The sequence below is a fragment of the Metabacillus idriensis genome (genome assembly GCF_050483325.1).
Lineage (GTDB): Bacteria > Bacillota > Bacilli > Bacillales > Bacillaceae > Bacillus_P > Bacillus_P idriensis_A.
The window spans coordinates 119,437-133,749 of record NZ_JBCMYF010000033.1; the positions used below are offsets into that span (position 1 = coordinate 119,437).

Annotated in this window: 19 protein-coding genes; 14 read left to right on the plus strand and 5 right to left on the minus strand. The window is 40.0% G+C overall.

Annotation, left to right across the window (positions count from 1 at the left end; all coding sequences use genetic code 11):
* The first annotated feature begins 1 nt into the window (after nt 1).
* Nucleotides 2-1,744 (plus strand): peptidoglycan D,D-transpeptidase FtsI family protein, encoded by a 1,743-nt coding sequence (locus ABEQ24_RS19815; RefSeq protein WP_430008399.1) that lies wholly within the window; start codon nt 2-4, stop codon nt 1,742-1,744.
* Nucleotides 1,745-1,798: 54 nt separating this feature from the next.
* Nucleotides 1,799-2,491 (plus strand): YrrS family protein, encoded by a 693-nt coding sequence (locus tag ABEQ24_RS19820; RefSeq protein WP_430008400.1) that lies wholly within the window; start codon nt 1,799-1,801, stop codon nt 2,489-2,491.
* 54 nt (nt 2,492-2,545) lie between these two features.
* On the opposite strand, the gene ABEQ24_RS19825 is transcribed toward ABEQ24_RS19820, so the two are convergent.
* Entirely contained in the window at nt 2,546-2,746 is a 201-nt protein-coding gene (locus ABEQ24_RS19825) for a DUF2536 family protein (RefSeq protein WP_430008401.1), read from the minus strand.
* Between the two features lie 276 nt (nt 2,747-3,022).
* Between ABEQ24_RS19825 and ABEQ24_RS19830 the strand changes: the two genes are divergently transcribed.
* From ABEQ24_RS19830 to ABEQ24_RS19850, 5 genes are all read left to right on the plus strand, one after another.
* A complete protein-coding gene (locus ABEQ24_RS19830) occupies nt 3,023-3,664 on the plus strand; it encodes a class I SAM-dependent methyltransferase (RefSeq protein WP_430008402.1) in 642 nt (213 codons plus the stop codon).
* 30 nt (nt 3,665-3,694) lie between these two features.
* Nucleotides 3,695-4,393 carry a 5'-methylthioadenosine/S-adenosylhomocysteine nucleosidase gene (gene mtnN / locus ABEQ24_RS19835; RefSeq protein ID WP_430008403.1) on the plus strand — a complete coding sequence of 233 codons (699 nt, stop codon included), beginning with the start codon at nt 3,695-3,697 and terminating at the stop codon, nt 4,391-4,393.
* Between the two features lie 53 nt (nt 4,394-4,446).
* A complete protein-coding gene (locus tag ABEQ24_RS19840; RefSeq protein ID WP_430008404.1) occupies nt 4,447-5,370 on the plus strand; it encodes a PLP-dependent cysteine synthase family protein in 924 nt (307 codons plus the stop codon).
* Nucleotide 5,371: 1 nt separating this feature from the next.
* Nucleotides 5,372-6,505, plus strand: a complete 1,134-nt coding sequence (locus tag ABEQ24_RS19845; RefSeq protein WP_430008405.1) for a bifunctional cystathionine gamma-lyase/homocysteine desulfhydrase — start codon at nt 5,372-5,374, stop codon at nt 6,503-6,505.
* Between the two features lie 90 nt (nt 6,506-6,595).
* On the plus strand, nt 6,596-6,835 hold the full coding sequence (locus ABEQ24_RS19850; protein WP_430008406.1) for a YrhC family protein: 240 nt from the start codon (nt 6,596-6,598) through the stop codon (nt 6,833-6,835).
* Nucleotides 6,836-6,897: 62 nt separating this feature from the next.
* Here ABEQ24_RS19850 and ABEQ24_RS19855 read toward each other — a convergent pair whose 3' ends face one another.
* Entirely contained in the window at nt 6,898-7,644 is a 747-nt protein-coding gene (locus ABEQ24_RS19855; protein WP_430008407.1) for an SGNH/GDSL hydrolase family protein, read from the minus strand.
* 214 nt (nt 7,645-7,858) lie between these two features.
* Here ABEQ24_RS19855 and sigK point away from each other — a divergent pair, with 214 nt between their 5' ends.
* Nucleotides 7,859-8,587: an RNA polymerase sporulation sigma factor SigK gene (sigK, locus tag ABEQ24_RS19860; protein WP_430008408.1), complete on the plus strand. Its 729-nt coding sequence runs from the start codon at nt 7,859-7,861 to the stop codon at nt 8,585-8,587.
* Between the two features lie 204 nt (nt 8,588-8,791).
* On the opposite strand, the gene ABEQ24_RS19865 is transcribed toward sigK, so the two are convergent.
* Nucleotides 8,792-8,932: a YrzI family small protein gene (locus ABEQ24_RS19865; protein WP_133310034.1), complete on the minus strand. Its 141-nt coding sequence runs from the start codon at nt 8,930-8,932 to the stop codon at nt 8,792-8,794.
* A gap of 423 nt (nt 8,933-9,355) precedes the next feature.
* Here ABEQ24_RS19865 and ABEQ24_RS19870 point away from each other — a divergent pair, with 423 nt between their 5' ends.
* The gene (locus tag ABEQ24_RS19870; protein WP_430008409.1) at nt 9,356-9,520 is read left to right on the plus strand and encodes a hypothetical protein; all 165 of its coding nucleotides are present in this window, start codon (nt 9,356-9,358) and stop codon (nt 9,518-9,520) included.
* Between the two features lie 34 nt (nt 9,521-9,554).
* Here the strand turns inward: ABEQ24_RS19870 and pssA are convergent, their stop codons facing one another.
* Entirely contained in the window at nt 9,555-10,094 is a 540-nt protein-coding gene (gene pssA, locus ABEQ24_RS19875) for a CDP-diacylglycerol--serine O-phosphatidyltransferase (protein WP_430008410.1), read from the minus strand.
* Nucleotides 10,095-10,195: 101 nt separating this feature from the next.
* Between pssA and ABEQ24_RS19880 the strand changes: the two genes are divergently transcribed.
* The gene (locus ABEQ24_RS19880) at nt 10,196-10,978 is read left to right on the plus strand and encodes a phosphatidylserine decarboxylase (RefSeq protein WP_430008411.1); all 783 of its coding nucleotides are present in this window, start codon (nt 10,196-10,198) and stop codon (nt 10,976-10,978) included.
* A gap of 26 nt (nt 10,979-11,004) precedes the next feature.
* On the opposite strand, the gene ABEQ24_RS19885 is transcribed toward ABEQ24_RS19880, so the two are convergent.
* Entirely contained in the window at nt 11,005-11,145 is a 141-nt protein-coding gene (locus ABEQ24_RS19885) for a sporulation histidine kinase inhibitor Sda (RefSeq protein WP_430008412.1), read from the minus strand.
* A gap of 374 nt (nt 11,146-11,519) precedes the next feature.
* Between ABEQ24_RS19885 and ABEQ24_RS19890 the strand changes: the two genes are divergently transcribed.
* Genes ABEQ24_RS19890 through yhbY form a run of 4 tightly spaced genes read left to right on the plus strand, consistent with a single transcriptional unit; the run spans nt 11,520 to nt 14,306 of the window.
* Complete coding sequence (locus ABEQ24_RS19890; protein WP_430008451.1) at nt 11,520-12,050, plus strand: YqeG family HAD IIIA-type phosphatase; 531 nt, start codon at nt 11,520-11,522, stop codon at nt 12,048-12,050.
* A gap of 7 nt (nt 12,051-12,057) precedes the next feature.
* Nucleotides 12,058-13,161, plus strand: a complete 1,104-nt coding sequence (yqeH, locus tag ABEQ24_RS19895; RefSeq protein WP_430008452.1) for a ribosome biogenesis GTPase YqeH — start codon at nt 12,058-12,060, stop codon at nt 13,159-13,161.
* Between the two features lie 15 nt (nt 13,162-13,176).
* On the plus strand, nt 13,177-14,019 hold the full coding sequence (gene aroE / locus ABEQ24_RS19900) for a shikimate dehydrogenase (RefSeq protein WP_430008413.1): 843 nt from the start codon (nt 13,177-13,179) through the stop codon (nt 14,017-14,019).
* Nucleotides 14,013-14,306, plus strand: coding sequence for a ribosome assembly RNA-binding protein YhbY (yhbY, locus tag ABEQ24_RS19905; protein WP_133310040.1), 294 nt, complete (start codon nt 14,013-14,015; stop codon nt 14,304-14,306). Before aroE ends, yhbY begins: the two co-directional genes overlap by 7 nt.
* The last annotated feature ends 7 nt before the right edge of the window (nt 14,307-14,313 follow it).

A 14,313-nucleotide genomic window follows, 5' to 3' on the forward strand; every position in this document is an offset into this window, starting at 1 on the left:
TATGAAAACAAAAAAAAGAATGAAAATAATTGCGATAGGCATTTTTTTATCCATGCTTGCGTTAATTTTGAGACTTGCAGATATCCAGATGATTCACACGGAATCATTTACAGACAGGAACATCAATTTGATCGAGGAAAGCGTCAGCCAGCGGACACAGGAAGTCATGATTGATGATGGTCGCGGTCGTTTTGTAGACAGAAATGGCAGTCCTCTTGGACACGATCAGGAAGCAAAGCTTGTTTTATTTCCTTTTCTTAAGAAGATTGACTGGCCAATCAGCAAACTCTCAGAGACTGTCAATGTTCCGCCATCCAAATTGGAGAGATTATTAGAAGAAGCGGATAAACCGCTGATCCTTGGATCAAATGAAGGATTCGAGCTGTCTGATTCTGCTATCAATAAAATAAATGACTTGGAGATTCCAGGAGTATTTGCTATTTATCAGCAAACAAAAAAGAAAAGTCAGGCAGCTGATCATTTCATCGGAATAACAGGTGAAAATGCTGAAGTGCTGAGAGAAAAATATCCTGATAAGAAAAATTTATCGTCTAAGACTCAAATCGGGATTACAGGTCTCGAAAAGGCGTTTGATGAATTTCTTCTTCCCGACGCTGAAACGAAACTTCTTTACCATGTTGATGGAGACGGCAATCCGCTGTTCGGCACTAATGTTAAATATATTGCTGATGCCAACCCCTTTTATCCAGTAAGCGTTAAGACAACCATTGACAGCACTATGCAGGATTTGGCGAATGAGGCAATGAACCGGTATAAGGTGAAAAAAGGAGGTCTTGTGCTTCTGGATGTAGAAACGAGCGAAGTTCTTGCGATGGTCAGCAAACCTGAAATGGACCGTTCAGAGCATGATACCTATGCGAATCTGATGCTGACCCCAATTGCACCCGGTTCCGTGTTTAAAACAGTCATTGCTGCAGCTGGGATCGAAAACGGAATCGATCAGAACAGAAAATATAACTGCAGTCTTGATATGTACGGTGAACCTGATAAAGAGCACGATAAAGGAGTCTTGGATTTAGAAAGAAGCTTTGCTGAAAGCTGCAATTATACATTTACTGCAATTGCAGGCGAATTAATGGAAAAGGATCCTGACACAATAGAGGAATACGCCAAAAAATTGGGATTAACTGAAAAAACCGGCTGGAGCGGACCTGTGTATCATTATGAAGATTTTGAGCAATTTCCTGAAGAGAAAACTCCGCACATTTGGGGAGATAAGACGGATAAATCTGCTGAACGCGCAATAGCTCAAACAGCTATAGGACAAAAAAATGTTCGGGTCACACCGCTTTCAGTGGCAAACATGATGGCGGCAATCGCCCGTGGCGGCGAAAAAAAACAAGTGAAAATTGCAGATAGCATATTATATAAAAATGGAACTACTATGTTTAAGTTTTCTGATTCAGAACCCGAAAGCGGCAATATTTCACCTTATACAGCTGCAAAGCTACAGCACCTGCTGCGTTTAGTCGTAACCGATCAGGAAGGGACCGGCAGAAGGTTTCAAAGTCTGCCTTTTGAGGTATCAGGTAAATCAGGGACTGCAGAAACAGGAAAAGGGACAGTACATAAATGGTTTGCAGGCTTTTTTCCTTCACATCAGCCTAAATATGCCATGGTTGTGGTAGAGCTTGATACACAGAGTGCACAATCTTCTGCGAATAGTATTTATTATGACATGGCAAATGAATTAGCCGGGCTAGAAAATGCTTCTACTAGATAGAAATCTATTCTAATGATAGAATAAAACAGAATGTTAGAGGGATAAAGGAGTGTAATGCACTTGAGCAAACTAAGTAAAGGATCGCGTTTTGAAAATCGTGATAAGCGCCGAAAAGCAAATGTTGTCCTGAACATTTTAATTGGCATCGTGGTTATCCTGATACTCGTTATTGGATCACAGCTGATGCTTGGCGGAGATGACAGTGAACAGGCTTCAAAGGACACGAAAGAAGAAACGGGATCAAATCAAATCGAAAACGACAAAAATAAAGAAGAAAAAGATAAAGAACAAACAGCAAAAGAAGACGCTGAGTCTGATCAGGACAGCAGCGAAGAAGCGGATGCTGCAAAAGAAGAAGAAAATGCAAAAAAAGAAGAGGCTGAAGAGTCAGAAGCCGGTGAAGAAGTGGTCACAGAAGGAGATCCAAATTCCAATGTTGACCAGATTATTGAAAATCCGGGCTGGCAGCCAGTAGGCACGTCTCAATCTGAGCCGCATGCTGCACAGTATGACAAGAATTCACAGGACTGGGCTGAAATGATTCAGGCGATGAGCTATGCGACAGGCTTAAGCGAATCAGATATGACAATCTGGTTTATTGGCAACAATGGAAGTCCTAACGATGCTAAAGGAACCATTTCCTCAAAGGATAAAACACAGAACTACAAAGTAGAAATTACCTGGGTTGAAAATGAAGGCTGGAAGCCAGTTAAGGTGGAAAAATTAAAGCAAACAGAAACAAGATAATGCAAAAAGATGAGATCCGGTGTCCGGGTCTCATCTTTTTTTATTAAGTAATATCTACTTAGCCTTAAAATGCACAGCAGCACTATAAAACCTTCTGCCTTCCTCTGTCACATGCATTTGATGCGATACAGAATGAAGCTCCAGTAAAATGGCTTTATTAACCTCGATTTGCTCATTAATCTTTTTTTCCAGATCTTTTATTTTTTCCGCTTCAAAAAATTCCACTTTATCTTTAATAAAATCCAATTTAAACATTATCAGGCAGTCCTCCATTCTCATGCACTGTTATTTTACCAAAAGGATGTTTCCGCAACGAGTGTTATTTTTGAATTAGACTCATTTACGTCTATGAGGAAGGTTTTGTGCTCTTTTCGTAAATTTTGCAGCTTAGTCTGCTGAAATGACCAATGGAAAGACTTTTCATTGCCTAATTGAAAGGGATTATGGTAAATTAAGAACAGTTCATTTTTTAATTCATAGTATACAGATAGGAATTATTAAATTTATAGCATCTAATGGAGAGTGGCATAAATGGGGAGAGAATTTGTAGAGTTATTTGAGGATTGGGCACATTCGTATGATTCAACAGTCGGCGGACATGATGAAGAATACAAAGAAGTTTTTGCAGGCTATGATCACATTCTTAAAGCTGTCACTGAGCTGTCCGGAAAAACGGTTCTTGAATTTGGCGTCGGGACCGGAAATTTAACGAATGAGCTTTTAAATAAAGGAAAAAAAGTATATGGAATTGAACCTTCAAAAACAATGCGTGAAAAGGCTTCAGAAAAGCTTGGCAGCGCGGTTAAAATCACCGATGGAGATTTTCTGACATTTCCAGTTCCAACAGAACAAATTGAAACGATTGTAAGTACGTATGCTTTTCATCATCTGACAGATGATGAAAAGGAGAAAGCTGTCCGAATCTATGGCAGTATTCTTAAAAAAGGTGGTAAAATAGTGTTTGCTGACACTGTTTTTACCGATCAGAAGGCGCATCAGGCCATGATCGAAAAATCAAAAAAGCATCATTTCTTAAACCTGGCAAATGACCTTGAAACAGAATATTACACAACACATCCTGTCATGCGCCGTATTTTTGAAAGCAACTCTTTTGATGTTACCTTCACACAAATGAATGAATTTGTCTGGTTAATGGAAGCAGTGAAACAATAATTCGCCTTTTGGAAAGGATTTGACTAAATAATGAAAGCAGCAATTATCGGAGCAATGGAAGAGGAAGTATCAATACTAAGAGAACAGCTTGAAAATCCTTCTTCTGAAACAATTGCAGGAAGTGAATTTACGACAGGAACATATAGAGGAATTGAAGTGATTTTATTAAAATCAGGAATCGGAAAAGTAAACGCAGCAGTGAGCACAACGATTCTGCTTGACCGATTTAAGCCTGACTATGTCATTAATACAGGATCAGCAGGCGGTTTCCATCAATCATTGAACGTCGGGGATGTTGTCATTTCATCTGAAGTGAGACACCATGATGTTGATGTTACAGCATTCAATTACGAATACGGGCAGGTTCCGGGCATGCCGCCAGCGTTTTTGCCGGATTCAAAGCTGGTTGAAATTGCTGTAGAACAAGCAGAAGGGCAAACTGGCATACAAGTGGTAAAAGGCCTGATTGCAACTGGTGATTCATTTATGAATGATCCGGAACGAGTGGCATATATCCGTACAAAATTTGACAGCCTTTATGCGGTAGAAATGGAAGCAGCGGCTATTGCTCAGGTATCGCATCAATTTGGAGTCCCTTTTGTCATTATCAGATCGCTGTCTGATATTGCAGGCAAAGAATCGGATGTATCTTTTGAACAGTATTTAGATACTGCAGCCAAGAACTCCGCGCAGCTTGTTTTAAGTATTGTGAGTGCGTTAAAAAGCTAATAGACAGGGATCACGTCTTTGATCCCTTTTTTAAATTCTTGGGAGTGAACAAAATGAAAGTTGTAAAGGGCATTGAAGAACTTATTGGGCATACACCGCTGATGGAGATTACACAATTTGAACTGCCTGCAGGAGTGCGCCTTTTTGCAAAACTTGAATTTTTTAACCCTGGCGGCAGCATTAAAGACCGTCTTGGAGTTGAATTAATCGATGAAGCGATTAAAACCGGCAAAGTAAAAGAGGGCGGAACCATTATTGAGCCGACAGCAGGCAATACCGGAATTGGTCTTGCTCTTGCTGCGTTAAGCCGCAATGTCAATGTTGTCGTGTGCGTTCCTGAGAAATTCAGCATGGAAAAGCAGGATATTATGAGAGCCCTGGGTGCAAAGGTTGTCAATACACCTACAAGTGATGGGATAAAAGGAGCTATAAAAAAAGCGCAGGAACTGCTGGAAGAGATTCCTGATTCTTATTGTCCGCAGCAATTTGCAAATCCTGCAAACCCTCTTACCTATTACAAAACACTCGGACCGGAGCTTTGGGAGCAGCTGGATGGACGCATCGATGTTTTTGTTGCCGGAGCGGGGACGGGCGGCACGTTTATGGGCACCGCTCAATATTTAAAAGAAAAAAATGCAAAGATCAAGGCAGTCATCGTTGAACCTGAGGGCTCCATCTTAAATGGCGGCGAATCAGGACCGCATAAAACAGAAGGCATCGGCATGGAATTCCTGCCGGGTTATATGGACGAATCCTATTTTAATAGCATTCATACCGTTTTAGATAAAGACGCATTTGACCGTGTGAAAGAACTTGCTTTAAAAGAGGGACTGCTTGTGGGTAGCTCGTCGGGAGCAGCGCTTCATGCAGCGCTGTCAGAAGCGGAAAAGGCTGAACCGGGAACGAATATCGTCACCATTTTCGCTGACAGCAGTGAACGTTATTTAAGTAAAAAAATTTATGAGGGAGGAATTTAGAATGAAACGTAAAACAAAGATGATTCACGGCGGTATTGTCGGTGATCCTCATACAGGAGCGGTATCGACGCCAATCTATCAAGTAAGCACATACAAACAAGATGGAGTCGGCAACCATAAAGGCTTTGAGTACTCAAGAACCGGCAATCCAACAAGGCATGCTTTAGAAGAGCTGATTAAGGATCTGGAAGAAGGGCATGCGGGCTTTGCATTTGGTTCAGGAATGGCGGCCATAACAGGAGTCATGATGCTTTTTAACAGCGGAGATCATGTTATTTTAACAGATGATGTCTACGGGGGAACATACCGTGTCATGACAAAAGTGTTAAACCGTCTTGGCATCGATTCTACTTTTGTTGATACAAGCGATCTATCAAACATTGAATCAGCGGTTAAAGAAAATACAAGAGCGCTCTTCATTGAAACTCCGACAAATCCGCTGCTTAAAATTACGGACGTTGAAGCTGCGGCTTCTCTTGCTGAAAAACACGGCCTGCTTACGATTGTAGACAATACATTCAGCACTCCGTATTGGCAGACTCCTCTTTTATTGGGAGCGGACATAGTTCTTCATAGTGCAACAAAATACATCGGCGGCCACAGTGATGTTGTAGGCGGGCTTGTAGTTGTGAACTCTGAGGAGCTGGCTGAACAGCTCCACTTTGTCCAGAACTCAACAGGAGGAGTGCTTGGGCCTCAAGATTCATGGCTGCTGATCCGTGGAATTAAAACCCTTGCACTGCGCATGGAGGCACATGAAAGAAATACTGCTGCGATTGTTGATTTCCTTGTCCAGCATCCAGCTGTTGAAAAAGTATTTTATCCAGGCCTTGCCGATCATCCAAACCATGAAATTGCCAAAAAACAGGCAGCAGGTTTCGGCGGAATGGTTTCGTTTGATGTAGGAAGCGAAAAGAAAGCAGAAGAAGTCCTGTCAAAAGTGAAGTATTTTACCTTGGCTGAAAGCTTGGGTGCAGTTGAGAGTTTAATTTCTGTTCCGGCAAAAATGACGCATGCTTCAATTCCGGCAGAACGCCGGATGGAACTTGGCATCACAGATGGTTTAGTAAGAATATCTGTAGGAATTGAAGATTCTGAGGATTTGATTGAAGACTTAAAAAATGCTTTAAACTAATTCCTCTTTTGCCGGAATTTACATGCATAAATCACCGCTTGTATATGTTATCGTTTTATTAGAGACACATTCATGGCAGGTGATAGAAAGATGAATAAAAAAGATGTTAAGCACCTAATGACAGATTACAAGAGATACGCATTCGTGCTGCTCGCAGTCAGTGTCTTTTTATATATCGGCATGCTGATTCCGGCACAGGGCCAAGAGCCAAGCCATTTTAAAGAATATGTGATGATGGGAACGACTGCAGTCTTCTTGGCAGCATCCTTTTACTGCATGAAACGCTCCATCACATATAAGAAACGATTAGATGAGCAGGAAGACGTTTAAAATAGAGTGTTTTTTAGTTTATATAAAAAGAAGAACCCATTCCTGCTATAGGATGGGTTCTTTTACTTAGGACCAAGTACTTTGCTTTCAAGGATAGATAAATAAATCAGTTCTGCTCCCTGCGGTGTCATATGATTGCCTGATGGATCGATGATTCCTGATTTTAATAATGCTTCATCTGAATCCCCTCCGGCGAACTTTACCATATTTGTCCAATTATCGATTAGCGTGACATCATTTTTAAATGCAACTTCTCGGGTAATATCGTTGTATGAGTTATGCCAGTTTCTGGCTCCGTCTGTATGGGCATAAAGCTTCTTAGGATAGCGGGTGTAATAGAGTTTATCGTTTCCATTTCCTTCTACAATCGGCAAACAGGTCATTAAGACAGGTGTGCCTCCTGCATTTCTTACTTCACGCACATAGTAAAGAAGGTTTTCCTTAAAACGCGCACGGTCTACTTTAGGTTTTCCATTCGGCAAAATGACAGCATCATTTGTTCCAAACATAATGAAGACGAGATCCGGATCCATTTTCAGCACATCATGCTTAAATCGTTTCCTTGCATCCTCAGTAGTTTCACCGCCAACTCCGGCATTATGGATTAAAGCCTGTCTGTCATTTACAGGTAAAGTGGATTTTATCAAATTCACCCATTTATCAGTATCCTGATAATTGCGGATAGTCCAGTTGGCACCGCGCGTATTGCTGTCGCCAAATGCCACAATCGTATATCTTTCTGAACGATTTCCGCAGCTCACTAAAATCAAAATCAGCAGAAAAGCGGCAAGAGATAAAAACTTTTTCAAAAAAGCACCTCCAAATCACTAAAATCCATTATTGATCAAAAATATGGAAGAATCAATAGGGTTTTCAAAAGTGTCACAATGTATGCGTTTTAATCATAAATAAAATCGGGGATTATTCCGTACAATCTTTCTTAGTACAGACACAAACATGCACCCCGATACATACAAATGATTTATAGGCTAAAGCCTACATTCTGTACATGGAGGTGGGTCAATGTCAGGGGTTTTAGCAGCTTTAGGGTACTTATTGAAAGAATTAGTCTTCCTAGTATCATATGTCAAAAACAATGCCTTCCCGCAGCCTTTGTCAGCAAATGATGAAAAGAAGTATCTCAGGCTTATGGCGACAGGGGATGAACATGCCCGCAACATGCTGATTGAACATAACTTGCGGCTTGTAGCACATATTGTCAAGAAGTTTGAAAACACCGGCGAGGACTCAGAGGATCTTATTTCGATCGGAACCATTGGTCTGATAAAAGCAATTGAAAGCTACTCAGAAGGAAAAGGCACAAAACTCGCGACCTATGCAGCAAGGTGTATTGAAAATGAAATTCTCATGCACCTAAGAGCTCTGAAGAAAACAAAGAAAGATGTTTCCCTGCATGATCCTATCGGACAGGATAAAGAAGGAAACGAGATAAGCCTGATTGATGTCTTAAAATCTGAATCGGAAGATGTCATTGATACCATTCAGCTGAATATGGAGCTTGAGAAAGTGAAGGAATTCATTGATATTCTTGATGAACGTGAGAAGGAAGTGATTGTCGGAAGGTTCGGGCTTGATCTGCAAAAGGAGAAAACACAGCGCGAGATTGCGAAGGAGCTTGGAATTTCAAGGAGCTATGTTTCAAGGATTGAAAAAAGGGCCTTAATGAAGATGTTTCATGAATTTTACCGGGCAGAAAAAGAAAAGAAAAACCAGCAAAAGGGCAAAGGATAAAAAAGCGAAGAACCTGTGAGGTTTCTTCGCTTTTTTCTTTTTAATAGGTTCTTTTAGTAAAAAACATCTTTTATAAATGTGAGATGCTGCAGCCGTATGGATGGTTTGACTATGCAGTATCCTTCTCCACATTGAGGTGCATTCTTAAAACCATTTGAATCATCATTTTAACTCTCTCCTTTCTGATTATGATTGTGGCAGAAATTAGTTGCCGTTGTACATTTGAAAGCATTTGTTCATCATGGCTTCATAAGATTGATAAACTTGTTCTTCATGCAGCACTTGATCGATTGATTTTTGCTTTCGTTTGATGGTTAAAGTAACAAACAATAAGTGGATGGTCATACTATCACCTCCTTTAAATGATTTCCATAAAAAAACGCCGCAGGACATACCTGTGGCGTGAAACGTTTATATGAAAATGAGCATAAAAACGCCACAGGCAGAAACTACTCAGCCTGTGGCGGTAAGGACAATGCTAAATTAAGATTGTACACCAGTTCGGCCGAATAGAAACATATTTAATTGATTCATTTTTAATTGATTGATCAACATTTGATTCGACCTCCCTTTTCATAATTTTGATTACAATGGTAATTATATCCACGTTAGATGAAATTGTAAACCCTTTTTTCACAAATTAGGCACATTTTTTTCAAAAAAAGGAAATTGCTCATATTACCCCCTCGGATGTCCGGCACCTGCCTATACATAGCAGGCGTGTGACACATATTTTATCAGTACAGTCAGATAAAGGAGGTCTCTTAAATGCGATCGTGTGCACCGTTTTATGGACCGCCTGCTCCATATCCGTACCCATACCCTTATGCACCATACGCAGGCTTTGGCTACTGGTATGCGTTTATTGTAGTTCTGCTCATTCTTCTCCTTGTTCTTGGAGGAGGTTATTACTACAATAATTACTGCAGATAGCCATAAAAAAACACCTCATTCCATGAGGTGTTTTCTACATTTTCCGTATTTTGAATGATGCGATCATACAGAATGATAAAATCATCAGCAAAAAAATGTAATTATAAGCAGGCATAAAATCTTTCCAAAGATAGCTTAACGTTAAAATACAGCCTGCTGCCGTAATTGGAAGACCGCTAAAGAAACCGCAGTTGTCGGATATATTAAACCTGGCCAGTCTGAAAGCGCCGCATCCAATGTATAAAACTGTGAAAAATGCGCCCGGGGCACCTAACTCAAAAAGAATTCCTTTATAAAGAAGTAGTGCAGGGGCTACTCCAAATGATATAATATCACTCATTGAATCCAATTGTTTTCCGAGCTCTGATTCAATATTAAATTTCCTTGCAACCATTCCATCAAACCTGTCAGCAAGCGCTGCGAGAAAAATGAGCAGCAGGCTTAGTTTTAAGACATCATTTATTGTATATAGAATTGCAAAACCGCCTAGACCGAGATTAACGAGCGTCAGCAGGTTAGCTGTATTTGCTTTTATTTTTTTTACTGTTGCATCTACATAACTTATAAAAAACATAATTGCACTTCCTTATAATTGCATAAAATGACCAAATTGGCCTACTTTCATTCTATTCATGAAAATCAATGTAGTAAAGTAATTTTTTTTGGAGGACTAAATTGAGAAAAAAACTGTACCAAAATCTTATTGAACTAACCAATTCTTTGCCTGTTTCAAATTATATCATGAAATTTGCCAAATCTTCACGAAGCCGTTTTATTATTCCATCCTATGCGAAGATTTATCAAGTCAACGTCAATGAAACAGAAAAGCAGATCGATGCCTATCCGTCTCTGCATGATTTTTTTATTAGGGAATTAAAAAAAGATGCCAGAACGTTTGATGGTAACCCAAATCATATCATAAGTCCAGTTGATGCCGTTATTGAACAATTTGGCACGATTACTTCCGGTGATGCCATTATTGTCAAAAATCAGCCTTATTCCATTAATGATATGCTTGGAGATCCTGTTTTAGCAGAGAAATATATAAATGGTTCGTTTATTGTTCTTTATTTAAGTCCAAGTCATTACCACCGCATCCACAGTCCCGCTTCAGGGACGGTTGTCAGACAGTATGACCTTGGAAACACATCGTATCCTGTTAACAGCTGGGGCCTTAAGTACGGAAAATCACCGCTGTCAAAGAACTTCCGGACGATATCGGAAATTAAAGAAGAAGATCATAATCATATTGCCGTTGTAAAAGTTGGTGCGATGTTAATAAACACCATTCAATTAACTCATGCTAATGAAAAGGTTCGAAAAGGGGAAGAGCTGGCTTATTTTTCTTTTGGGTCTACAGTTGTTCTGCTGTTTGAGAAAGATAAGACTGATTTTGCAGATTCAGTCTCTCTGCAGAAGGAAGTGAAAGCAGGAGAGGTACTTGCTGTGAAAAAATGAAAAGAGAGGACATCACGCTTTAAAAGCTAGCTGGATGCTTTTAAAACGTGAGTCAGAGATCGGCGTTTAATTTCATTTTCGATCAATTCAATAAAATCTTCGCTTAAATCCATCTCTGTTGCTTTAAAATACGATTCAATCAATAGTTCATCAGATAGTTTTCGCATCTTTATCCGCCGGAATTTCCGGCTTGCACCTCCAATTATGGATAAGGTAAAGGTTCTATATATCAACACCATGCATATACTAATATGTTATTTTCTGCTAGTAAATTAAATCTAACACGAATTAAAAAATAGAACAATCGTTCTCTTATCCACAGAAGATGGTGGATAAGTTGTTAATATCTTGTTTATAATTTCCAAATCAGAGGAATTTATATGAGTGTATAATGTGCATAAGCTTATCCACAGGTGTTGATTTTTTACAAAATTTGTCGAAAAATATATTGAATACCTGCTGTTGCTTTCCGATGCTGTCAAGTTTCTTTTGAAAGAACGTGTAAAATCAGATATGATGTAATTTGGCCAAAAAATGTTCGATGAGGTGTTTATATATGTTAAATCTATTCCTGCCCGGTGAATATGTAAAAAATATTTTTGAAATCTCTCCTGTGGCTCTTAAAGAGCGGGGAGTAAAGGGGATTATTACTGATCTGGATAATACCCTTGTAGAGTGGGACCGTCCAAGCGCTACACCAAAGCTGATTGAATGGTTTAAAGATGTGAAAGATCATGGAATCGCTGTGACTATTGTTTCTAATAATGTAGAAAAACGGGTGAAATCATTTTCAGATCCGCTTAACATTCCATTTATATATAAAGCAAGAAAGCCTATGGGAAAAGCATTCAGACGGGCTGTAAAGAATATGAACCTTGAAAAAAAAGACGTGGTTGTCATTGGTGACCAGCTTTTAACAGACGTACTCGGAGGAAACCGCAATGGTTTTCATACCATTTTAGTTGTGCCTGTTGCTTCTACAGACGGTTTTGTAACAAGACTGAACCGTAAAATTGAACGCAGAATTTTAGCTGCTCTTAAAAGAAAAGGCTTAATTCAATGGGAGGATTAATCTAGTGATAGAAGAACAATTTGTCTGCATTGGCTGCGGCGTAAAGATTCAAACGGAAAATCCGGACGAGCTTGGATATGCGCCTGAGAGTGCCCTGCAAAAAGAAGTGATTATTTGTCAAAGGTGCTTCCGTTTAAAAAATTATAATGAAATACAAGATGTTTCCTTAACGGATGAAGATTTCTTGAAAATCCTTCATGGAATTGGCGACACCAATGCCCTGGTTGTGAAGATCGTTGATATTTTTGATTTCAACGGAAGCTGGCTGAACGGTCTTCAGCGTTTTGTTGGAGGAAATCCGATTTTGCTAGTCGGCAATAAGGCGGATATTCTGCCCAAATCCGTTAAGAAGCAAAAATTAATCAACTGGATGAAGCGTGAAGCGAAGGAATTTGGATTGAATCCTGTTGATGTTTTTCTGATCAGTTCTGCAAGAGGTCAGGGCATTCCTGAAGTAACGGATGCGATTGAGCAATACCGCGATGGTCAGGATGTTTATGTAGTGGGCTGCACAAATGTAGGAAAATCTACATTTATTAACCGGATTATTAAAGAGGTATCAGGAGAAAAAGACGTAATTACGACTTCACACTTCCCTGGCACGACTCTTGATTTAATTGAGATTCCTCTTGATGATGGGTCTTCCTTGTATGATACACCTGGAATCATCAATCATCATCAAATGGCTCATTTCGTAGATAAAAACGACCTCAAGCTCTTGTCTCCAAAAAAGGAAGTCAAGCCAAAGGTTTTTCAATTAAATGAAATGCAGACCTTATTTTTCGGCGGCCTTGCGCGCCTGGATTATTTAATCGGCGGAAGAACTTCTCTGACTTGCTACGTTCCTTCCGAATTAAATATCCACCGGACAAAACAGGAAAACGCAGATGAACTGTATAAAAGACACGCAGGTGATATGCTTACGCCTCCGCGCATGGAGCAATTGGAACAATTCCCTGAACTTACTGCGCACGAATTCACAATCAAAGAAGATAAAACAGATATTGTTTTCTCAGGACTTGGATGGGTGACGGTAAACGAAGGGAATAAGAAAATAACAGCATATGCCCCAAAAGGTGTAAATGTTACATTGAGACCATCATTAATCTGATTGGGAGAGACTTTCATGAATAGAGTATATGGACTGATTGGCTGTCCTGTCGGGCATTCCATGTCACCGCTTATTCACAATGATGCTTTTTTGCAAAAAGAGTTTAAAGCTTCTTATCATGCATTTCATGTTGAAAAGGATGACTTGCAGGCTGCAACAGCAGGAATGAAAGCTTTAGGGATAGCCGGCTTTAATGTGACCATTCCGCATAAAGTTTCCATTATTCCATATTTAGACAAGCTTGATAAAAGTGCTGAACTGCTTGGAGCGGTTAATACGGTCCTAAATAAAGATGGCTGTCTGATTGGGTATAATACAGATGGGCTTGGTTATCTGCAGTCTTTAAAACACCTTTTGAACAAACCTCTGCACGAGCAGAGGTATTTAGTTATTGGCGCCGGAGGGGCAACAAGAGCCATTTATTTCACCCTTGCCGCAGAAGGATGCGATAGAATCGATCTTGCAAACAGGACACTTGTCAAAGCTGAAGAGCTTATGAAGGGATGCCCTGTACCAAGTGCCGGAAGGGTTCTCTCACTGAGCGAGGCAGAACAGAAACTTTCAGACTATGATGTCATCATTCAGACAACTGCGATCGGGATGCACCCGAATACTGAACAGAAGCCATTTGAGCTGACAAATCTAAAAAAAGGCTCAATTGTAAGTGACATCGTCTACAACCCGCTGAAGACAGCTCTATTAAAGGAAGCTGAAGCGGCCGGAGCAGAAACGTTGAATGGAGTAGGGATGTTTGTCCATCAGGCAGCTCTTTCCTTTGAAATATGGACCGGTGAAAAGCCGGATACAGCAAGAATGAGTAACTTAGTTTACGAACAATTAGGAGGATTTACATGTTAACTGGTAAACAAAAACGTTTTTTACGTGCAGAAGCACATCATTTAAACCCGATTTTCCAAGTGGGAAAAGGCGGGGTAAATGACAATATGATTCAGCAGATTGCTGATGTACTTGAAGTCAGGGAATTGATCAAGGTGAGTATTCTTCAGAACTGTGAAGAGGATCGCGATTCAGTTGCGGCAGCTCTTTCAAAAGGAGCAAAAGCTGAGCTTGTTCAAGTAATCGGCAACACGATCGTTTTATATAAAGAATCAAAAGAAAATAAACAGCTTAAACTGCCTAGATAAATGGGGA